This is a genomic window from Desmonostoc muscorum LEGE 12446 (assembly GCF_015207005.2).
GTDB classification, from domain to species: Bacteria; Cyanobacteriota; Cyanobacteriia; order Cyanobacteriales; family Nostocaceae; genus Nostoc; species Nostoc muscorum.
In genome coordinates, this window is the sequence record NZ_JADEXS020000001.1 from 4,867,368 (window position 1) to 4,887,688 (window position 20,321).

General features: G+C 43.5%; 19 protein-coding genes. 10 read left to right on the top strand and 9 right to left on the bottom strand.

Features of this window, described 5'->3' with window-relative positions; translation table 11 throughout:
- Positions 1 to 6 precede the first annotated feature (6 nt).
- From rne to IQ276_RS20740, 3 genes are all read right to left on the bottom strand, one after another.
- Positions 7 to 2,112 (bottom strand): ribonuclease E, encoded by a 2,106-nt coding sequence (rne, locus tag IQ276_RS20730; RefSeq protein ID WP_193913835.1) that lies wholly within the window; start codon positions 2,110 to 2,112, stop codon positions 7 to 9.
- A 1,309-nt stretch (positions 2,113 to 3,421) separates the two neighbouring features.
- Positions 3,422 to 6,151 carry a TIGR03936 family radical SAM-associated protein gene (locus IQ276_RS20735; RefSeq protein ID WP_193913857.1) on the bottom strand — a complete coding sequence of 910 codons (2,730 nt, stop codon included), beginning with the start codon at positions 6,149 to 6,151 and terminating at the stop codon, positions 3,422 to 3,424.
- A gap of 159 nt (positions 6,152 to 6,310) precedes the next feature.
- On the bottom strand, positions 6,311 to 6,640 hold the full coding sequence (locus IQ276_RS20740; protein ID WP_190881477.1) for an STAS domain-containing protein: 330 nt from the start codon (positions 6,638 to 6,640) through the stop codon (positions 6,311 to 6,313).
- Between the two features lie 470 nt (positions 6,641 to 7,110).
- Here IQ276_RS20740 and IQ276_RS20745 point away from each other — a divergent pair, with 470 nt between their 5' ends.
- The 3 genes from IQ276_RS20745 to IQ276_RS40285 all read left to right on the top strand — a co-directional run bounded on the left by IQ276_RS20745 (position 7,111) and on the right by IQ276_RS40285 (position 8,909).
- Positions 7,111 to 7,311, top strand: coding sequence for a hypothetical protein (locus IQ276_RS20745; protein ID WP_073641182.1), 201 nt, complete (start codon positions 7,111 to 7,113; stop codon positions 7,309 to 7,311).
- Between the two features lie 294 nt (positions 7,312 to 7,605).
- On the top strand, positions 7,606 to 8,781 hold the full coding sequence (locus IQ276_RS20750) for an LL-diaminopimelate aminotransferase (protein ID WP_193925856.1): 1,176 nt from the start codon (positions 7,606 to 7,608) through the stop codon (positions 8,779 to 8,781).
- On the top strand, positions 8,778 to 8,909 hold the full coding sequence (locus tag IQ276_RS40285; protein WP_255264343.1) for a hypothetical protein: 132 nt from the start codon (positions 8,778 to 8,780) through the stop codon (positions 8,907 to 8,909). Before IQ276_RS20750 ends, IQ276_RS40285 begins: the two co-directional genes overlap by 4 nt.
- Positions 8,910 to 8,941: 32 nt before the next feature.
- Here the strand turns inward: IQ276_RS40285 and IQ276_RS20755 are convergent, their stop codons facing one another.
- Positions 8,942 to 9,301: a hypothetical protein gene (locus tag IQ276_RS20755; RefSeq protein WP_193919194.1), complete on the bottom strand. Its 360-nt coding sequence runs from the start codon at positions 9,299 to 9,301 to the stop codon at positions 8,942 to 8,944.
- Positions 9,302 to 9,606: 305 nt separating this feature from the next.
- On the opposite strand from IQ276_RS20755, the gene clpS reads away from it, so the two are divergent.
- Both clpS and IQ276_RS20765 read left to right on the top strand, forming a co-directional pair.
- The gene (clpS, locus tag IQ276_RS20760) at positions 9,607 to 9,888 is read left to right on the top strand and encodes an ATP-dependent Clp protease adapter ClpS (RefSeq protein WP_073641179.1); all 282 of its coding nucleotides are present in this window, start codon (positions 9,607 to 9,609) and stop codon (positions 9,886 to 9,888) included.
- A 48-nt stretch (positions 9,889 to 9,936) separates the two neighbouring features.
- Positions 9,937 to 10,767, top strand: a complete 831-nt coding sequence (locus IQ276_RS20765; RefSeq protein WP_193919179.1) for a CPBP family intramembrane glutamic endopeptidase — start codon at positions 9,937 to 9,939, stop codon at positions 10,765 to 10,767.
- A 289-nt stretch (positions 10,768 to 11,056) separates the two neighbouring features.
- Here IQ276_RS20765 and IQ276_RS20770 read toward each other — a convergent pair whose 3' ends face one another.
- From IQ276_RS20770 to IQ276_RS20785, 4 genes are all read right to left on the bottom strand, one after another.
- The gene (locus tag IQ276_RS20770) at positions 11,057 to 11,299 is read right to left on the bottom strand and encodes a hypothetical protein (RefSeq protein ID WP_193919181.1); all 243 of its coding nucleotides are present in this window, start codon (positions 11,297 to 11,299) and stop codon (positions 11,057 to 11,059) included.
- A 3-nt stretch (positions 11,300 to 11,302) separates the two neighbouring features.
- Complete coding sequence (locus IQ276_RS20775) at positions 11,303 to 11,941, bottom strand: pentapeptide repeat-containing protein (protein WP_190883656.1); 639 nt, start codon at positions 11,939 to 11,941, stop codon at positions 11,303 to 11,305.
- Positions 11,938 to 13,326: a DICT sensory domain-containing protein gene (locus IQ276_RS20780; protein ID WP_235115833.1), complete on the bottom strand. Its 1,389-nt coding sequence runs from the start codon at positions 13,324 to 13,326 to the stop codon at positions 11,938 to 11,940. Before IQ276_RS20780 ends, IQ276_RS20775 begins: the two co-directional genes overlap by 4 nt.
- A 103-nt stretch (positions 13,327 to 13,429) precedes the next feature.
- Positions 13,430 to 15,022 carry a photosystem II high light acclimation radical SAM protein gene (locus IQ276_RS20785; RefSeq protein WP_193919185.1) on the bottom strand — a complete coding sequence of 531 codons (1,593 nt, stop codon included), beginning with the start codon at positions 15,020 to 15,022 and terminating at the stop codon, positions 13,430 to 13,432.
- A gap of 586 nt (positions 15,023 to 15,608) precedes the next feature.
- Here IQ276_RS20785 and IQ276_RS20790 point away from each other — a divergent pair.
- From IQ276_RS20790 to IQ276_RS20800, 3 genes are all read left to right on the top strand, one after another.
- Positions 15,609 to 16,004, top strand: a complete 396-nt coding sequence (locus IQ276_RS20790) for a DUF1830 domain-containing protein (protein WP_193919187.1) — start codon at positions 15,609 to 15,611, stop codon at positions 16,002 to 16,004.
- A gap of 99 nt (positions 16,005 to 16,103) precedes the next feature.
- The gene (locus IQ276_RS20795; protein ID WP_193919189.1) at positions 16,104 to 16,565 is read left to right on the top strand and encodes a DUF4079 domain-containing protein; all 462 of its coding nucleotides are present in this window, start codon (positions 16,104 to 16,106) and stop codon (positions 16,563 to 16,565) included.
- Positions 16,566 to 16,869: 304 nt separating this feature from the next.
- Positions 16,870 to 18,639 (top strand): serine/threonine-protein kinase, encoded by a 1,770-nt coding sequence (locus tag IQ276_RS20800; RefSeq protein WP_193919192.1) that lies wholly within the window; start codon positions 16,870 to 16,872, stop codon positions 18,637 to 18,639.
- Here IQ276_RS20800 and IQ276_RS20805 read toward each other — a convergent pair.
- Entirely contained in the window at positions 18,629 to 19,135 is a 507-nt protein-coding gene (locus tag IQ276_RS20805; protein ID WP_235115834.1) for a hypothetical protein, read from the bottom strand. The genes IQ276_RS20800 and IQ276_RS20805 overlap by 11 nt on opposite strands.
- A gap of 56 nt (positions 19,136 to 19,191) precedes the next feature.
- Between IQ276_RS20805 and IQ276_RS20810 the strand changes: the two genes are divergently transcribed.
- Both IQ276_RS20810 and IQ276_RS20815 read left to right on the top strand, forming a co-directional pair.
- Positions 19,192 to 19,662, top strand: coding sequence for a transposase family protein (locus IQ276_RS20810; protein ID WP_193919776.1), 471 nt, complete (start codon positions 19,192 to 19,194; stop codon positions 19,660 to 19,662).
- 83 nt (positions 19,663 to 19,745) lie between these two features.
- Complete coding sequence (locus IQ276_RS20815) at positions 19,746 to 20,303, top strand: ISAs1 family transposase (RefSeq protein WP_193919778.1); 558 nt, start codon at positions 19,746 to 19,748, stop codon at positions 20,301 to 20,303.
- The last annotated feature ends 18 nt before the right edge of the window (positions 20,304 to 20,321 follow it).

A 20,321-nucleotide genomic window follows, 5' to 3' on the forward strand; every position in this document is an offset into this window, starting at 1 on the left:
GGCAAATTAATTGTCCTCGATCGCTGAAGAACGACGGCGGCGGCGACGGTTGGCAGTAGCGGTGCTATTGGCATCACTTTCATCTGCGTTGGTCAAGGGTGCTGAAGGGCTGTCAGTAAACCCTGATGGTTCAGTTGTCTCTTGGATGATCTCTGGGATTGAGGGTTTTTTTTCTGGCTCAATAACTTTCGGTATCGGTATTCTGCTTGGGGTAAGTTCAGATGTTGCTCTTTGAACAGTAGCTGATTCAGGGATTGATTCAGTTGGTATCGTTGGCAGTTGACCGGGCTGAATCACGTTAATAATCACAGACTTGGAATTTTTAACTTCTTGGTCTAATTTCACCAAGGGAGAGATTCCCATTAAGGCAAAAATATCCTGTTCTTGGAGTGTCATTTCTACAGTCCTAATTTCCGGTGGTTCTACCACTGGTTTGACTGGCTCTGCCTTGGTAATTTTAGTGCGCTCTATTCTTTCACTCCAACCTGGTTTACCAAGGGTAGGCGAGGGAATTTCTGGTGTTACTCCTAGTTCTGGTTCAGCATCAAGGTCTAAGTCTGGCTCGTTGACAAAAGCCAGTGGATTAATACCAGTCCGGGTTTCATCTTTCCCATTTAATCCGTTGACACCACCAATCCGACTGCGACGAGTGCGGGTACGACGTTTATTATCGTTAAGTTCTTGATAACTAGGATGATTGATCAAATTGAGATTACTCAATTCCGAGTCACCATCGAATGGTTCCCCAAATCCATCATAGGTTTCTCGTGGTTCTGGGATGCGGGCAGATGGCTGACGCGGTTCTCTATGAGGCAGAGGAGAAACAATACGCTCACGCTCTGGTGATTCTGCTGGTGTGGGGAATCGGTTTTCGATTTCTCCAGGTAGACGCACGGTATGTCCTAAACCGCCACAGGTGGGGCAAGTTTCACCAAACAATTCGTAAATATTTTGACCCTGACGCTTGCGAGTCAGTTCTACCAAACCCAGTTCAGTTAGTTGAGCAATCTGGGGACGAGCTTTGTCTGCTTTAAGTGCTTTATTAAAGTGTTCGAGAACTTGTAGTTGGTCACGCCGCGATTCCATATCAATAAAATCAACGACAATCACCCCAGCAATATTTCGTAAACGCAACTGGCGAGCAATTTCTGTTGCAGCTTCGCAGTTTGTCCACAAAACTGTTTCTCTAGCTGTTGCCGATCGCGTAAAGGAACCTGAGTTAACATCAATTACTGTTAATGCCTCAGTTGGCTGAATGATGATGTAACCTCCAGAAGGTAGGTCTACCCTTGGTTTCAGAGCTTCTCGAATGGCGGCATTGATCCGGAAGTATTCTAAAATTGGCGAGCGATCGCGATGATGATCGATTAACAATCCTTGGGGTGTTTGACCTCCACTCCAATTCTGTAAATACTGCTTGACTCGCTTCAAACCAGTACTGGAATCCACAACAATCCGATTTACATCCGCGCCGTACATATCTCGCAATACACGCTGAATAAAATCATCATCCCGGTTGAGAAGTGCTGGGGCGCGGGTGGAATGGGCTTCCTGCTGGATTGCCTCCCACTGCTTTTGCAGCACCTCTAAATCTTCCATAATCGCTTCTTCTGGTTTGCCTTCGGCTTCTGTACGCACCAGCAAACCCATTCCCGCCGGTTTAACCAAAATCGCTAGTGCCCGCAAGCGGTTGCGCTCGCTTTCACTTTTAATCCGTCGGGATAAATTTACGCCTCTGCCATAGGGCATCAGTACCACATAGCGTCCGGGTAAGGTGATATTACCCGTAAGCCTCGGTCCTTTCGTCCCCGTTGGCTCTTTCATCACTTGCACCAACACTTTCTGCTGTGGTGCTAATAGTTCTGTAATTGCCGCTGCGGTACGCTTTAGCTTTAATGGCCCCAAGTCGGTGACGTGAATAAACCCGTTACGCTCTGGATCGCCAATATTAACAAAAGCCGCATCTATCCCAGGTAGTACATTTTCTACTACTCCTAAGTAGATATCACCTATTTGATGATGACCCGTAGCAACAACTAGTTCCTGTATCTGATCTTCAGAAAAAACCGCAGCAATTTGGTGCTGCTCCGCGATAATAATTTGTTTTGGCATTCAATTTCCTCAAAAATTGGCAGCACTAACAGGTTTAGAGGTTTTTTGTATCATTCCGGTTAATTACTTAATAAATGAAAACTCCTTGGATCTAGATGTCTTTTGACGCGTCTTTGCGTCAGCTTTCATTCTCAGTGTTAATACAGTTTGATCTTATACCTTCATTCCTGTAAGCCTAATAAAAAGACGCTACTGGTAATAACAATCGTCAAGCAATTTTGGATTTTAGATTTGCGATAGCTAGCTTCCGCCATGTCCGCGAGGGCCTTTTGGATTGAAACAGACCACGAGGGTAAGAGGCTTAAGAATTTGAGATTGATCGTTTGAGATTTGTTCCAGCTACAAGGGCAGGGCATGAACGAAAAAAAAACAATCCGAAATCTGTCTTGAAAAGCTTTGATCTAAGGAAGCCTTATCTCAACGCCAGTACTCTACGAGAAGCCGCCCTCAGGGCGTCTACACACAAGTCGGGAAACCCGCTTTGAAGAATGGCTCAACTTTTCGCAAAATCTAAAATTGAAAATTGCAAGTCAACCTGAGCTTCTCAGTCAGTTAAAGGTCTATTGGTACTCTTAAGAGCTTTCACACGCTTGATTATTCCAGAACGGCTGCATATTCATATTGTTTAAGCAATTAAATCAACCGTCCGTGGTTGATTTGTGATGCAATACCCTCTTTGAAAGAGAGTTGTGAGTTGAAAGTACTAAATCCTGAGTCAACTTTTAACTCAGGATGTCTGATTTGAGAGTAACCTACTGAAGTCGTTAACAAAAAAAAACTACTTCTATTTTCCATTCCCCAGATTTATCCTTAGGGTTATATTCAGCAACACCAGTTGCTACTCTGTTTGAAGTTGCCCTAGCCGACGCTAAGCTGCGCTTTGGCTTTGCGCGTCTGTGGGCGTCTAGAAGTCGGCAGTTGCTTTCATAGCGAGTTCTCCTTTCGGAGTACAACTCTACAAGAGTAACGCACTGGCTCTTGGGCAGTACCGTGGATTAGACATTCAGCAGTTGTTTAAAAAGCATGGAGTTAGAGAACCTAACCGAGCCTGCTGTTCGTTACTGATTCACAAGGTAGCTATAGAGAGAGTGTGTGTTCTTTAATCTGCCTCAGTTTGTCTGGGATAAAATCCTAGAAGTTGCACTCTAATATCTTTGCTTTCGCCCCCTGAATGCGAGGGTAGTGAACCAGCTAATTCAATGCAGCGCCAGAAAATTTCTCTTCATCCCATTCTAACGCAACCTTGCTAAAAATCAATTCCTATGATTTGTTATCTTATGACAACTACTAGCAAGTTGTCATAGAGGGATTATACCCCTAAAATTAGCCGATTGCGGTGAATGTGTAGGATTTGAAATTCTACATTAGCTACTGCCTCTAACATAAACAAGATTTGTTCCGGACGCAACAGCCAACCATCTTGGCGATAACTACCTACATAACGGATAACAGATATAGATTCTGCTGTGCTATTGTGGGTTTTTACCAATTCCAGTTCAAACAAGCGATCGCGCAGATTTATTAACTGACTTTTGCCTGACTTGGTTGTTTGCTCGTACCAGAGTTCGTCTTTGGCTTTGATGGTATCAATCCAGTTTTCCCATTGTGCAGGCGTCACTTCTTTTGGTGTTGCCACATTTATCAAATACTCTGCGGACTCCAAGAGTTGGCTAGCTGCTTTCGCTTTTAAATCGATTTGCGCCACATCATATATGGGTATGTCTGTGGGCATTTCCTGAACTAGCTGTTCTTTAAAAGTATCAACTGGCACTGACATTGTTAGCTCGAAATCCGCAATTTCACCACTGCTAGTAGCTCCTAAAGCCAAAGCAGTAGCTAGAGAAATTCGCGGCATTGGATGAAACCCACCAGTGAAAGCAATTGGCAAGCCTGCTCGCCGTACAACTCGGTCAAACAAACGGATTAAATCCAGATGGCTCACTAAAGCCATGTTACCTTCTTTACCAAACGAAACTCGTATTCGTTGTGTCTTAGCAGTGTTGGGGACAAACTCACCAGCGAATTTTGGCACAGCAGGTGGTTCAATGACGATATTGTGCCCAAAATCAGTGCCACAAACGCCGCAGTGAGAACAACCTTCAAAAGAGCAGTCGGGTACAATTGCAGATGCTAGAGCGCGTTCCAAGTCTTCTTTGAGCCACTTTTTGTCAATCCCGGTATCAATATGATCCCAAGGTAGGGGAGTATCGAGGGAGTGAGTACAGACGCGATTAATCGCGTCTGTACAAAGTGGGGAGTGGGGAGTTAGGAATTCTCCGCTCTGCTCCTCTTTTGGGAAGAGATTCCATTCACCGTTTTCGATTTGGCGGTATTTCCAATCTAGACCGGCTTGGGCGATCGCATCTCCCCAAGCAGTAAAAGCTCGATCTAAATTGTCATACCAGGAATCCATGCCTGCACCCAATTCCCAGGCGCGGCGCACTACTTTGCCCAAACTGCGATCGCCTCGTCCAATAAAATCTTCCATTGCCGAAATCCGGACATCGGTAAAATTTGCCTTTGCTCCCTTTATCCGGCGGAATTCTTGGCGCAGCAGGTTTTGTTTGCGCCGAAATTCACTGGTAGAAACTGAGTGCCACTGAAATGGGGTATGCGGCTTGGGGGTAAAGTTAGAAATTGTCAAATTAAAGTTTAAGGGTTTTCTGCCTTTGCCCCGACATTCCCGCTGTAACCAACTCACCGTTTCAGCAATGCCCAAGACATCAGCATCTGTCTCACCTGGCAAGCCAATCATAAAATATAGCTTAATTTTATCCCAGCCTTGCTCCCAAGCGGTTTTGACTCCCCGCAAGAGTTCTTCATTGGTCAAGCCCTTATTCACAATGTCTCGCATCCGCTGAGTTCCAGCTTCTGGAGCAAAGGTTAGTCCGCCTTGTCGGGTACCTCCAAGGATGTTAGCAATATTTTCATCAAATCTGTCTACCCGTTGGCTGGGTAGAGTCAAAGAAATGTTTTCATTTTTTAAGCGATTTTTAATTTCCATCCCCACCGCTGGTAAGGATAAATAATCAGAACAACTTAAGGAAAGCAAGGAAAACTCGTTGTAACCAGTCGCCCGCATACCCTGTTCAATCGCTTCTACCACTTTATCTGGTTCTACATCTCGTGCTGGTCGGGTTAGCATTCCTGGTTGGCAGAAGCGACAACCACGAGTGCAGCCACGCCGAATTTCAATGGTCAAGCGGTCATGTACTGTTTCTACGTAGGGAACTAGTCCAATGGAATATGCTGGTATCGGGGTTGCAACTCTTCGCAGAATTTGTTTTGGCACGTCTGGGCGCAGGGGATGAACTGAGCCATCGTCTGCCATGTCGTAGAACTGGGGGACATATACCCCTGGTATCTGTGCCAAGTCTAGTAACAAATCTTCCCGACTCAAACCGGCTTGTTTGCCTTCTTCCAAAACCAAACCAATTTCTGGCAGTAGTTCTTCTCCATCTCCAAGGGCGAAAAAGTCGAAGAAGTCAGCGTAAGGCTCAGGATTTGATGTTGCTGTTTGTCCCCCAGCAAAAATTAACGGGTAAGAGGAGGACGCGGGGACGCGAGGATGGGGGGACGCGGCGATATTTTCTTTATTCTCCGCGTCCCCGTGTCCCCCTGTCTCCGTGTCTCTTCTCTCCCGCCAAGTCAGGGGAATCCCTGCTAAATCCAACATTTCTAGGATATTAGTTGCACCCAGTTCGTAACTGAGGCTAAAGCCTAAAATGTCGAATTCTGTGAGCGATCGCTTTGACTCTACCGCAAACAACGGTGTATTAGTTTCCCGTAGTTTGGCTGATAGATCTTGTCCTGGCAAGTAGGCGCGATCGCACAATTGGCTCTTTTGGGCATTCAAAATGTTATACAGAATGATGTGCCCTAAATTCGATGCACCGACTTCATAGACTTCTGGGTAGGTTAAGACCCAGCGTATTGTTGTCGTATCCCAAGGTTTGTGTACTGCTAAGCGTTCGTTACCCAAGTAACGCCCTGGTTTTAAAATATCCGATGTTATTAATTTTTCAACTGCAACAGCCACTATGCTATCTTCGAGCTACCTTAATTACAGTTACTCAAGCCTAACCTTAGCATTGAATTAGGTTTTCCAACAAAGTTTCTCGTTGCAACTTATAACTCCTTTACATAAAGTCTGCTCCTTACCTGAACTTTGCTCGTTTTACATAGGTTTTATATAAATTTATGTTGCAGACAAGTCAGCTTCGCTTTCCAAAATTTCAAAAACTCTATCGAGTTGCGTCAGTTCAAAAATAATTTGAACTGAGGGAGCAACATTGCAAAGTCGGAAACTCCTGTTTAAACCCAGAGCTAGTTTGTGTGCAGATAACAATGCCATCAAACCTGCACTGTCTAATGATTCTACTGCCGCTAGATCTACTACCAAAATGGAAATATCATTTTTTGTGAGTCCTGTGGTCAGATCTCGTTCAAATTCCAAGGCGTTTGCAGCATTCAAACAGCCTTGGGGTTGAATAACCGCAATTTTGGGATACTGAAGCACTGCTTGCATGGTTACATCCTATGAGAGTTATTGAAGCGTCAAGGTAAGAATTATTTGAACATAAACTTTTTTTTGTTGCATCGACCATATGTCTTAGGTTTCTTTGCTGAATCTTTATTGCTTTAGTATGTCTGTTTAAAGATTGTCATAATTCCAGTTTCAAATGTGTTCTTATATACTTTTTTTTTATCTCAGTTCAAAAACAATCAACATAAGACAGTGGTAGAGCAAAGAAATTATCCGTAACTTTCCTGAGGAAACTTGCCTAGTCTATAACTTAAGCTAATTTAGCCAAGTCTTAACGGTAAGTTAAATCCCGCACTTTACGGTTACTGTTGACATTGGTCAAAGTCTGAGAAAATTATTATCTAACTAACTTAAACTGTGATCTAAATCACTAGTCAATTAGTATTTGATCGCTTTTTATACTTAGATTTATCTGGAATAATTAATGTCAATATAGAGTTGGATTATTAGTTATGAGAACTAGGTACGCTATTCGTAAATTGGTAGAAAAAGCTCTTGATATTAAAAAACTAACTCCTGAGATAGAAAATGAAATCAACTCAGAACTCACGCAACTAGGTTACATTTCTGACGTTGATTACGAAGCTTTAGAATTATTAATGGCAGAGATGGATGCTGGTCGAATTCAGTTGGTTTCTAGCCTGGGATATTAATCCTAATTCTTTGGATATAGAGGTTAAGAGCTATACTAAGTGAATTTAATTAAGGCTGGAGCAATCAGAGATATAGCGGTTCCTGCGTCGGTAAGGAACAGAAAAAACAATTCACCACAGATGAAGATAGATTCTTGTAGAGGCGTCCCTACCTGTGTAACTTATTCAAAGGCAGCGCAGGTAATAAAGGGCGATATCATTGTTTTTATTTTTCTATGAGATTGATTATTTAAATCATAAGGTGGCGTAAACTGTGGTAATGACCATGTACATTGTGCATTCCTGATAATCGCCATGCAGTTCGCTAAACGCCTAGAAAAAATTCCTCCCTATCTGTTTGCTGAAATTACCCATAAACAGAATGAACTCGTTGCGAAGGGAGTTGATATCATCAATATGGCTATTGGCGATCCAGATAAACCGACTCCTAATCATATTCTCCAGGTAATGCATGAGGCGATTGAGGATGCTTCGATGCACAACTATCCGCCTTATCAAGGTACGAAGGAATTCCGGGAGACGGCGGCTAAGTGGATGGAAAATCGGTTTGGGGTGACGGGGTTGAACCCTGATACAGAAATTGTTTCTTCAATTGGTTCTAAAGAAGCAATTCATAATACTTTCTTAGCGTTTGTGGAACCAGGAGACTATACATTAATACCAGATCCTGGCTATCCTGTGTATCGGACTTCCACGATCTTCGCTGGTGGTGAGTTTTTTACTATGCCCCTGAAGGCAGAAAACGGTTTTTTGCCTGATTTGAGTAATATACCTGAAGAAGTAGCTCACAAGGCAAAACTGTTGTGGATTAATTATCCCAATAATCCCACTGGGGCATTGGCAACATTAGAGTTTTTTGAAGAATTGGTAGGTTTCTGCAAGCAGTATGATATTTTGCTGTGTCACGATCACGCTTACTCAGAAATGGCATACGATGGCTACAAACCTCCTAGTGTGCTGCAAATTCCCGGTGCTAAAGATGTAGCGATCGAATTTCACAGTCTGTCTAAATCGTACAATATGACGGGTTGGCGAGTGGGTTTTGTTGTTGGTAATGCCATCGGTATTCAAGGCTTAGCCCAGGTAAAAACTAACGTTGATTCCGGAGTGTTTAAGGCAATTCAACAAGCAGCGATCGCAGCTTATTCTAATACCACAGAGGCAGAACTCCAAGCCATCATGTCGGTTTACCAAAATCGCCGCGACATTATTGTTAGTGGACTGCAATCTCTAGGTTGGCCAATGCAGCCTCCTAAAGCTACTCTTTACGTCTGGACACCTGTTCCTCAAGGATATTCCTCAGCAGAATTTGTGAATTTGCTACTTGACAAATGTGGCATCCTTGTTCCTCCTGGTAGTGGTTACGGTGCATTTGGAGAAGGCTTTATCCGAATTGCTTTAACTATCTCTGATGAACGATTGCGAGAAGGAATTCAACGGATGAGAGATGCTGGTATTCGTTACGTGTGATGAAGGGATTGGGGACTGGGGACTGGGGACTGGGGACTGGGGAAGATGAGGGAGATGAGGGAGATGAGGGAGATGAGGGAGATGAGGAAGATGAGGGAGATGAGGGAGATGAGGGAGATGAGGGATAAGAATTAATAATCAATGCCCCATGCCCCAATCCCTAGTCCCCAATCCCTAGTCCCTGTTGATATGCTTGCCAAAGTTGGTGAATAAATCGATTGAGTTGCTGTTTGGCGGCTGAGTCAAGCTCAGCTTTTGGTTGTTTTGCTAAAAGTTGGCTCAATAAGGTAATTACTTCTGTGTCTAAAGCTGGTTGAAATAAATCGGCAGGCCAAAGGAGGTCAGATGCATCGCGTAAATCGGTAATTAGGGGAGATTCTTCAATGAAGGTGACCATTAATAAAGGACGCACCCAGCATAACTGACGGGAAACCACAAATTGAATGACTTCTGCATATAGATTCCTGTCACCATACTTTAAAGAGACTATTTGTCCCGGTTGAAGAAAATCTAGGTTCATGTCTATCATTAACGCAGTTTGGGCAGCGACAAAGTTTGTTTTGTAATTTATTGAATTTAAAACTGAGAATGCGCTACTTTTGAAGAAGCTTCTGTAACATTAGGGTAGCACTCTGATGGTAACGATTTCTTAGAGGTATGCTTCATGAGTGCCTACGCAAAATTAAGATGACTAATCCCCGACAACAAAGGGTTTCTTTAGCATAGTACCTTGACAGAAATACTATAGAATAGGTAAACAACTGTTAAGCGATCGCTAGACAGAGGCTTTGTTGTAGTGAATTAACGATTAAAGAGCAAAGAGCAGTGTCAGTTGAAACCATTGAAAAGCGTTCTACGTCCCGCAAGCTCGCGCCTCGCTATCGCGTTTTGCTCCATAACGACGACTACAACCCTATGGAGTACGTGGTACAGGTACTAATAACCACTGTGCCGAGCCTTACCCAACCCCAGGCTGTTAGCATCATGATGGAAGCCCATACTAATGGAATGGCTTTAGTCATCACTTGCGCTCAGGAACATGCTGAGTTCTATTGCGAAACATTGAAAAGTCACGGTTTAAGTAGCACCATTGAACCTGATGAATAATTATTAGTCATTGGTCATTGGTCATTTGCGATCGGTGACTTAATTGGTATGAAAAAAAACCTTGTCCGTTTAGCCGAACGCCCTGCCCCTATTAGGCTGGGTTATTTTATTGGAATTTTATTGCTGCTATGGTTGCCTTTAGCTGCACCAATTTACTTACTAGTGAATGATTCAAATTTAGTAAGTATATTGACAATGGTATTATTATATGCATTGTTTATTATTCTCTTGAGGCTGTGGGGTAAGCGTGTCTATCAGCAGCCCCAAATTCTCCGACATTATGGCTTAAAATTCACGCGGCAAAACGGTGTGGATTTAATGCGTGGTTTGGCTATGGGGATAATTAATACTTTGATACTTTTTGGGGTACAGGGTTTGTTGGGTTGGTTGGTGTGGCAACAACCAAAAGTTTTCTTGGTGAAAGTGATTTTAGAGGGTTTAATTGTCGCTTTGGGTATTGGTTTTGCTGAGGAATTATTATTCCGAGGTTGGTTGCTAGATGAATTACAACGAGACTACAGTCAGCCTGTGGCAATGTGGACAGATGCAATTACATTTGCAACATTGCATTTTATTAAACCGTTGGCAGTAATTATTCAGACATTACCGCAATTTCCTGCTTTAGTATTGCTGGGGTTAACGCAGGTATGGGGAAAGCGCTGGCATAGAGGACGCTTAGGTTTTCCAATTGGTTTGCATGGTGGTTTAGTTTGGGGTTACTACATTATTAATGTGGGAAAATTAGTCAAATATTCTGGTGAAGTTCCTGATTGGGTGACTGGTGTAAATAATAATCCTTTACAAGGAGTGATGGGAGTATTGTTGATGAGTATACTGGCGTTGTGGATACGGGGGCAATCTCGGCGATCGCTTGTCTGATAAATCAGACGCGATAAATCAGGCGCGATAAATTAGACGCGATAAATCAGACGCGATAAATCAGACGCGATAAATCAGACGCGATAAATCAGACGTGATAAATCAGACGCGATAAATCAGGCGCGATAAATCAGACGCGATAAATCAGGCGCGATAAATTAGACGCGATAAATCAGACGCGATAAATCGCGTCTCTACATCAGAATTTTGTGCTGATCTGAACCGTATTGCGCTATAACCTTTGGATGGGAATAAAAACGATCGCCATAATTCACCTTGCGCGATCGCACTACGCCACATTTTTGACTGAGATAATTCCCTCACCACACCACTGGATAAGTAGCCATCTGTCAGAATCTTTATCCAGTGCTGGCTTGAGACGGAAATTAAAAACCTCTTGCCATACCTCTACTCCATACTGGGATACAAAATCTGCCTCCAGTTCTTTGAACTTTTCCCATTGCCGATTTGCGATAGCGGTTAGCATAGGAATGATTTCGATAATTGAGACTTGTGCGGCAACGGGTGTCATTATTTACGTCCGCGTTTCAACCACTGTACCCACCACACACGCCTTATCCAAATTAACGCCGCTCAAATTTGCACCTTCTAACTCTGCACAGAGCAAATTTGCCCCAGAAAAATTCGCTCCTGCCAAATTCGCGCCCCGCAAGTCAGCTTCTTCAAGGTTTGCTTCACTCAATAATGCCCCTTGCAAATCAGCACGACTCAAGTCTGCACCTTTGAGATTTGCCCCAGTCAAGTTTGCACCGCGCAAGTCAGCACCGCGTAAGTCCACCCCTTGTAAATTCACATTCATCAAGTTCGCACCACTCACAAAAGCACCTGCCAAGGATACATCGCTGAGTCTGGCTCCCATTAAGTTAGCACCCCGGAGATTACTACCCCGCAAGTCAGCGCCTGTTAAATCTGCTTGCATCAGGTTTGCTCCCATGAGATTCGCCCGTAAGTCGGTTCCTTGGAGGTTCGCCCCCATTAAATTCGCTCCCTCTAAATGCCCGCCTTCGAGTTTGGAAGCTGCGAAATTTGTACCGACAAGGGTGGCACCAGCAAGATTAATTCGGTTTAAATCGAGTCTGGAGAGTTCCTCGTCTTCTAAATTTGCCCCTGGGAGTTGTTTGAGTTTTCCTAATTTGATAGCTTCAATATTCATTTGTAGTAAGTACCAATCTCCTCACTTGTCTTGCTGTGGCTATCCCATTGGGAATCAAGTAGCCAGATACCGCTGCTGACTTTGGGTGTCATTATGGGCAAGTCGAGTCCCTGTTGTAAACCCATAACTAATAAAGCTAGGGTATCTACAAGTTTAGGGTCAAAGCGGGTTGATTGTTGCTGTCTGCACTCATCTAAAGCTTGAGTAAATATTTCTTGGCGATTCTGATCTGAGGACTTTCGCTGATTTATTCGCCACTGAAAGTCTGCCAATAATGCCAAAATTCTCGACTCTAGGGGAATTTCATCTCCAGCTAAACCTGCCGGTTCACCTGTGCCATTCCACCACTCGGTTTGGTGAGTAATAATTTGGGCAACTGCTCGCAGTCGTGGCATGGTTCGCAATACCTGTGCCCCTGGTATTAAAGGACAACTGGGGGCTTCTTCTCGATCGTGAATGCTTATTGTACCATAAGTGAGAACGCTTTCTGCTTTTTGTAATGGATCTATGCGATGCAACAAAGCTGCTAGCCGCAATCTCTTAATCTGCCATGCAGGAAGATCCAAAAGTTGGGCGATCGCTTCCGCAAGCACCACTACTTCGGCAGCTGCCATTGGATTAGTAACATCTGCCATATCCAGCAGTTGCGCCATCCGCAAAAATGCTTGAATTTCGTTAGAAACCAAGTTCCGATCTAGGGTTTGTTGGCGAAGCGCTGCGGGGATGGATAAATTGTCTTGTTCAGTCTGGAGATAATCGACTACACGGGAAACAACTACACCCAAATTTTCTAATCTGGCTATAGATGGTATAATCCCCTGTCTATGGGCAATGAGTTTATTCGCCAGTTCTGGGTTGTATTTTTTGATGTGAGCGATCGCTATTTCTGCTGTCTCTTGCACTAACTCTGGCTCAAATGTCCACAAGCCGTAGAATTTGCGCTCTAAGTCTGATGCTGGGATTCCACTACTGCCATAATCAGCCGCCGATAGTTCTTGACAAATTACCATTGCTGTGTAATTCGGCGACAAAATAATTAAGTGCCACTCTTGCGCTACTGGATCTGCCGGATCTAATGCTACTAAGTCTACATTGGGTAGAAGGCTTGTAGGATGTTCGGCAAAGCCAGCGTCAGGGGCAGCCATGATGGTAATTTCGCGGCTGCGCTGGGCGATGTCTGCATATCGCCCGGCTTCTTGCAGATACCATTTACCCTGTTGGAAGGCTGTGATGACTAAAGGTTTATCGTCATCTGCTAGGATATGGTCTTCCAGGGCATGGCAGAGGGATACTAAGGTATTTTTGTAGTACACCCCGAATCGAATTGGCCTGGTGCTGTGGCGATGAGCTATTTCTAGCTGTTGTAGGATTGAACCTTCTAACATGAGTTTGGGATTTTATGAAAACGAACCGCTTCAGGCGCTGATGGCGCTGAGGAAGAGAGGGGAGAAATTCAAAATTATGAATATCCCCAGATTCTTATGTATTTTAGGATACACCTGCTAGCTGTTTTTCTTTCTTCTCTATTGGTGAAGAAAGTGCTGCTTCTAAGTCCGCACAACCGAGTTTTTCTTCTAAAATATTCATAACTTCACGGCCGAAGTCGTTGGGATTTTGTTGCCAAGCTTGTAAACAGACTTCTCCAAAGAATGAACCAAGGGGTTCGGGGTTCCAAAGCAGTTTTTTGGCTGTCCAGGGCATCAGGCTCATTGGATTATACCCTGGTTTGAGGATGCCTTCTTTGAAGGCGTATTCTTCTAAATGGGTATGGGGTTGGAGTCCAATAAAGAAGATGGCGGGTTCGACTTTATCAGCACCAAAAATTCGCTCTAGTTCCCGGTGGTAGGCGATGGTTTGGCGAATGGTTTCGGGACGTTCGTCAATGACGTTAAAGGAGTAGTTGACGGAAACCAAGTCGTTGAAACCAGCAGCTTTTAAGTCACGACAGTTTTGTAAGACGGTTCGGAGGTTGTAACCCATCCGCATTTTCCGCACGAGTTCTTGAGAACCGCTGGTAATGCCGATTTCAAAGTAGTTCATCCCGGTTTTGGCCATCAAGTCACACAATTGAGGTGTCAAATTGTCGGCTCGAATGTAAGCTGCCCAGTGGATGTCTGTCATACCAGAATCGACGATTTTTTGCAAGAGTTCTATTGCATCGTCAATAAATTTGCGTGCGGGGATGAATTGGGCATCGGTAAACCAGAAGTTGCGAATGCCGCGATCGTATAATTGGCGGATCTCGGCAACTACTTCATCTGCTGGATTGATGCGTACTTGTTTACCTTCGACAACCGTATAAACGCAATAACAACAGTTGTGAGGACAACCACGCTTAGTTTGTACACCTATATAAAAGTCTTCCTCTTGCAGATAATAGTTAAATTCTGGCCAGATGCTTTCGATATAGTCGTAGTTGCAAGCTGTTTTTTCTAGGGGAGTGGGTTGTTCGTGAATTAGCCGTTTTCGTGGTTGAGTTTCTCCCACAACATAACAGCGTTCATCTCGAAACTCTCTGCCACTTAAAAATTTTTCCAGCAGAGTTTCCCCTTCACCCACAGAAATAATTGTCCCTTGGGGTAAGCTTTTACCCAGTTGTTCGTAAAAGACGCTGACTGCACCACCACCTATAACTGTACGGGCATGAGAATGATATTTTTGGGCACGCTTTAAACCGCGTTTGATCAAGCCCTGGTTACGCCACAGTTCTACATAGTAAGCAATGAAGATTCGCAAACCGCCCAATGCCCCACGTAATTTTAATAGAGGATTCTTGGCGTAGTAAAATTCAAAGGCATTTTGTAGTGGGTTACCACCACGTCCGCCAACTGGAGCATAAATTTGAATATCCCGCCAAGAAAATACTAGTAGTGTAGGTTTAAATTCATCGATACACCGATCCAAAGCCGAGGTGTAGTCTAAAGGTGGTACTGTTCCCAAATCAAAGATGCGCTGTTCGATGTTGGGAAATTGCTTGTGGACATGATCGCTCAGGTAGACAACCCCAATAGGAAAGATGGGGTTGCAGGGAAGGCGAACGTAAAGAATCCGATTTTCCATCATGGGTGTTTTGACTGCCATCTTGCCAATTTTCGGGGGAAAGCGAGAAAAATTTGAGTTTTAAGGGGTGTTTTTGTTTTGGTTGCTTTTATTTATCACAACCTCGCTTGACATTAAAGCTGATTATTGATATGTGTTAACTTTTTATTCCCAATTCTAGGAATCAAGAAAGTTACTTTTCAGACTAAATGCATGTCATCCAGTGAGGTTTATGAAGATATTTTTCATATAGCTTTACGATAACATTGAGTTTATTCATTAAGCGACCATCTGGGCGTATTAATCTTGGGAGAGATAAAACAGCAAAACTGAGTTGTTCGCTAAGCTAAAAGCAAGGGGATCATCGTCAGAATAATGCCCTAATTATCTGTCTTCAACGAATTAAAGATTTTATACTGGGTAAAAATATCTAAAAATTTTACTTATAATGTATAATTGCGAAAAAGGCATAAATAATTACAAAATTTTCATAACCATAAATATTTCTTTAGATAGAAATAATCTATAAATATTCAGTTGGTATTCACAGTTACAGCAACTGGGGATCAGTCGGTGCTAGGCTTGGGTAGTCTAATGTAAAATTGTGGCGTAAAGCTCCTCAGCAGTTATGGCTCAAATTTTAGATCCTCTACCACCTGAGCAATCGGGGAAAATTCTCTGCTGCTACATTAATGCCACGAGCAAAATACAGGTAGCTCGCATCTCTAACATTCCCAATTGGTATTTTGAAAGGGTTGTTTTTCCAGGACAACGCCTAGTGTTTGAAGCTCCGCGAAAAGCTCAAATGGAGATTCACACGGGTATGATGGCAAGTGCAATTTTATCCGATAAGATTCCGTGCGATCGCCTGATGCTTGATGAACCTAGCAATTATGAGTTAGATACAGACTCATCATTTGGAAAAGACCCTATAGATACCACAACAATAGTGCAGCAACTTAATACAAATACCGGAGATAGTATAAAACCCTTACAAATCGCTGGTTTAGCGGCTGTTGATTAAAAAAAACAATTTGGCTCAATTTTTAGGTTGCTGAATTCAGCAGCCTTTTTTATTTATTGCCCAATGCCCAATGCCCCACTGTCATCTACAATCATTCTTATGAATCTGCCTTCATTTCTTTGGTTGTGGAAAATGGCCGCCTGGTCGATGGGGTTATCCTTGCTGGCATACCTGATGTTAGCAGTTACAGGCGTTTGGATGTTCCGGGCGAGAACTTCGCAGCAATTTCCTTTTATTCCGTTATTTATGGGTGGAAATAGAGGAGTGCGATCGCTCCACTATCTCATGGGCATCAGCATGGTAAGTTTAGTGCTACTATTGCTGGCGATCGGCATTGTTGGCACTTTGGGTCACTTTGGTTCTTTGGGACACTCGTCACACTTGGCCGCTGGATTGATTGTGGTAGCCTTGGTTTTACTGTCTGCTTTCAGTGCAACGCAAATTACTCCCAGACGACCTTGGGCTAGACTTTTACACATCGGCGTAAATATTATTTTGTTTGTAGGATTTGCCTGGGTATCCCTTACTGGTTGGATCGTAGTACAAAAGTATTTACCTTAATTTCATTTAACGTATTCATTTCTTTAATAGTGATATTGTTAGCTATAGCAATCAGATTTGAATTGTGAAAAAATCTAAGTATATGTAGGGGAGCCAGCCGCGTGGGCGGGTTTCCCGACTTGAGCGGACTGGCGTTGTATTACGGCTTCCGTAAGCACCAAAATCTTCGGATGGTGCGTTAGGCTACGGCATAACACACCCTACAATCAAATATTTCTGACTGTGTTTCTTCAATTATTTGAGTGAAAACACAAATAATTAACTAATATGTAAAATTAACTATACAGTAGCAAGTAAAATTACGATGAACGGTCAACCCTTGGACGGGCGTTACGAAATTGTTCAAGTCTTGGGCGGAGGCGCTTTTGGGAATACCTTTTTAGCAAAAGACCTCAAACGTCCAGGTCGTCCGCAATGTGTAGTTAAGCAACTAAGCTACTCTAGTCCAGATCCCCAAGCCCTAGAAACTGGACGCCGTTTATTTAAAAAAGAAGCAGAAACCTTAGAAAAGCTAGGACAGCATAACCAAATTCCCATGCTGCTAGCTGAATTTGAGGAAAATCAAGAATTTTACTTAGTTCAAGAATATATTGATGGTTATCCTCTATATCAAGAAATTGTGCCTGGTCAACCTTGGACAGAAGATCAAGTTATCAGGTTATTGACAGATATTTTACAAATTTTAGTATTTGTGCATGGACATGGTGTAATTCACCGAGACATTAAACCTGCCAATATAATGAGGCGCTCTTCTGATGGCAAGTTAATTTTGATAGACTTTGGCTCAGTCAAAGAAATTGCCTCTCAAATCCCGAATGCACAATTCCCGCCAACAGTTGCTGTTGGGACTCCGGCATATATGCCGATGGAACAATATCAGGGTTTTCCACAGTTTAATAGTGATATTTACGCATTGGGTATGATTGCTGTCCAAGTAGTTTTGGGAGTACATACGAATGAATTAACAAAACTGCAACGGAATGACAGTCCTAATACTGGCGAAATTGTCTGGCCTCAGAAAATACAGCTGAGCGAACCGTTAGCATTTGTAATTAATAAAATGGTGCGATTTGACTACCGTCAACGCTACCAGTCAGCAAGTGAAGTGCTTGACGATTTGAGTAAAATTGGTCAGCAAGACCGGGGTTTGCGTCTAGATACAACTATTATTGATGAGCGAAATCCTAAGCCTCGAAAGCCAAAATTGCCGATTGTGGCAGGGATAGTGGGGCTGATTGCGATCGCTGGAGTAGGATTTGGTGTGTATAACCAGCTACCTCAATTTAATGCGACCGCAGCTTTTAACAAAGGGTTGCAAAAGTATGAGAAAAAAGATCACTCAGGAGCAATCAGAGATTTCACTGACGCGATTAAAATAAATCCTAACTATGCGGAAGCATATTACGGACGGGCAAATGCTCAATTTTACGCTGGAAACTATCAGCGTTCAGTAGAAGATGCAACTAAGGCAATTGAGATTAAAGGCAATTATGCCGAAGCTTACAGCCGTCGGTGTGCTGCCTATGTTTTATTGCAAAATTTTCAACAAGCGGAAAATGACTGCACCAAAGCACTGGATAGCGATCAAAAATATGGTGATGCCTACTTCCATCGAGCAAATGCCCGCCGGAATTTGAATAATAAAGAAGGAGCGCTGGCTGATTTTACTAAGTTTATTGATCTGAATCTCGACGATGCTCAAGCGTATATCAATAGGGGTGTTCTTTACATTGAAAAGTTCCAAGACTACGACAAAGCGATCGCGGATTATAACCAAGCACTGAAACTAGCTGGCACAAAATCTCATATTACCGCGATCGCCTACGACGGTCGAGGCAATGCCCTTGCCGCTCAACAAAAATTACCTGCTGCACTTGAGGATTTCAACAAAGCCATTGAGTCCAAAGGAGATTTTGCCCAAGCCTACTTTAACCGTGGCCGTGTCTACGCTGAACTTGACAAAAGAGAGGAAGCAATTCAGGATTTCCAAAAAGCTGACACACTTTGTAGTCAACAAGGGCTGACAAGTTGCTCCAAGCTAGCACAGTCATTGATCGAACAGCTTAATCAATAGTTGGGCATGGGGCATTGGGCATTGGGCATGGGGCATTGGGTATGGCGCATTGAGGATTGGTTATTTCTTCCCCTGCCTCCCCTGCCTCCCCTGCTCCCCCTGCTCCCCCTGCCTCCCCTGCCTCCCCTGCTCCCCCTGCTCCCCCTGCCTCCCCTGCCTCCCCTGCTCCCCCTGCTCCCCCTGCCTCCCCTGCCTCCCCTGCTCCCCCTGCCTCCCCCAGGGCTGTTTCATTCCATTTCAAACAGGATTTGTCAAGATGGTTAGCAAGAAAATTGTAAGTAAGCGTGACGAAGAGATGAACATTTAAGCACTGAAATATCAGTAAAATAGTTGGTTTCATCGGCACGCCAGTAACAAAATAACTAATTTTTAATCGCTGGAACCCTTGATTTTTAAAGCTCTTTGGGGAATGAATCAGCCCTGCTGCCTCCCCTGCCTCCCCTGCTCCCCCTGCCTCCCCTGCCTCCCCACTACCAAGCAGGGTGGTTTCATACAAACAGAGAAAAATGACAATACTTATGGGAGGCGATCGGAAATTGACAATCTGGAAGTATGAACAATCTCATCGAACAGTTGCAGCAAGTCCCAGACTATCGGCACATTAGAGGACGGAGACATGAATTGTGGTTAGTACTGTTTCTGATATTGCTGGGAGCCATGACAGGATATTGGGGCTATCGACCACTCGAAGATTTTACCCGTGTACACAGACAGAGTTTGATTGAACTGTTAAACCTAGATGTGACAATCAATTTTCCATCCTATTCAACATTTCGACGAGTACTGAAAACAGTGGATTTTCAGCCACTAACAGATTTATTTAATAATTGGGCATCGGTTTTTGTTCCACCAATACCAGGAGAAAGATTGGCAATAGATGGTAAAGGCATTCGTTGCACAGTCACAGATTACAGTCAGTCTTACCAAAACTTTATCAGTACAGTATCAGTTTATAGCCATGAGCGGGGTATTGTACTCAGGATGCAACCAATGTCCAACAAAAAAATTAGTGAAGTGGCGTAGGCGTAGCCCGTCGTAGACATCGTCAAACAATTAATCTCCGAGTTTTGTGGTCAACAAGTCGTTTTTACCCTTGATGCGTTACACTGCCAAAAAAAACTGTATCGCTGATCATCGATAGTGGCAATGATTACCTGATTGGATTAAAAGAAAATCAACCAACACTCTATAAAATGGCTCAAACTGAATCACAACAGGATACTCCACTCAGCAGTGCCACAACTGTAGAGAATGTTCATTCTCGACTAGTCCAACGTGAGTGCAAGGTTTTTGCTGCCCCCGAACCACTTCAAAAAAAATGGTCTGGACTCAAAACTTTTGTGATTGTCGAGCGTCAGGGTGAGCGCAATGGTCAGCCATTTTCCGAGCGTCAATTCTATATCTGTAGTCAATATCTCGAAGCTCAACAGTTACTTGCCGACATCCAAGGGCATTGGGGTATCGAAAATCGACTGCATTGGGTCAGAGATGTGACATTCAAAGAAGACTTTCCATCACGGCGTGGTGGCAATGCCCCTGTGAATTGGTCTATCTTACACAACTTTTTTATTACGATCGCTCGCCAACTTCGTTTCCGAACTATTCCTCAAGCACAACGCGCCCTCTCCAATCAACTGCACAAAGTTTTTTCTTTCTTTGTATGAAACCACCCTGCCTGCCTC

Coding starts and splice junctions, on each gene's coding strand:
- IQ276_RS20765 (WP_193919179.1), top strand. CDS start 9,937: ATGAAAAAAAACCTTGTCCGTTTAGCCGAACGCCCTGCCCCTATTAGG.
- IQ276_RS20740 (WP_190881477.1), bottom strand. CDS start 6,640: ATGCAAGCAGTGCTTCAGTATCCCAAAATTGCGGTTATTCAACCCCAA.
- IQ276_RS20770 (WP_193919181.1), bottom strand. CDS start 11,299: ATGACACCCGTTGCCGCACAAGTCTCAATTATCGAAATCATTCCTATG.
- IQ276_RS20745 (WP_073641182.1), top strand. CDS start 7,111: ATGAGAACTAGGTACGCTATTCGTAAATTGGTAGAAAAAGCTCTTGAT.
- IQ276_RS20780 (WP_235115833.1), bottom strand. CDS start 13,326: ATGTTAGAAGGTTCAATCCTACAACAGCTAGAAATAGCTCATCGCCAC.
- IQ276_RS20800 (WP_193919192.1), top strand. CDS start 16,870: ATGAACGGTCAACCCTTGGACGGGCGTTACGAAATTGTTCAAGTCTTG.
- IQ276_RS20755 (WP_193919194.1), bottom strand. CDS start 9,301: ATGAACCTAGATTTTCTTCAACCGGGACAAATAGTCTCTTTAAAGTAT.
- IQ276_RS20810 (WP_193919776.1), top strand. CDS start 19,192: ATGAACAATCTCATCGAACAGTTGCAGCAAGTCCCAGACTATCGGCAC.
- IQ276_RS20795 (WP_193919189.1), top strand. CDS start 16,104: ATGAATCTGCCTTCATTTCTTTGGTTGTGGAAAATGGCCGCCTGGTCG.
- IQ276_RS20785 (WP_193919185.1), bottom strand. CDS start 15,022: ATGGCAGTCAAAACACCCATGATGGAAAATCGGATTCTTTACGTTCGC.
- rne (WP_193913835.1), bottom strand. CDS start 2,112: ATGCCAAAACAAATTATTATCGCGGAGCAGCACCAAATTGCTGCGGTT.
- IQ276_RS20775 (WP_190883656.1), bottom strand. CDS start 11,941: ATGAATATTGAAGCTATCAAATTAGGAAAACTCAAACAACTCCCAGGG.
- IQ276_RS20790 (WP_193919187.1), top strand. CDS start 15,609: ATGGCTCAAATTTTAGATCCTCTACCACCTGAGCAATCGGGGAAAATT.
- IQ276_RS20750 (WP_193925856.1), top strand. CDS start 7,606: ATGCAGTTCGCTAAACGCCTAGAAAAAATTCCTCCCTATCTGTTTGCT.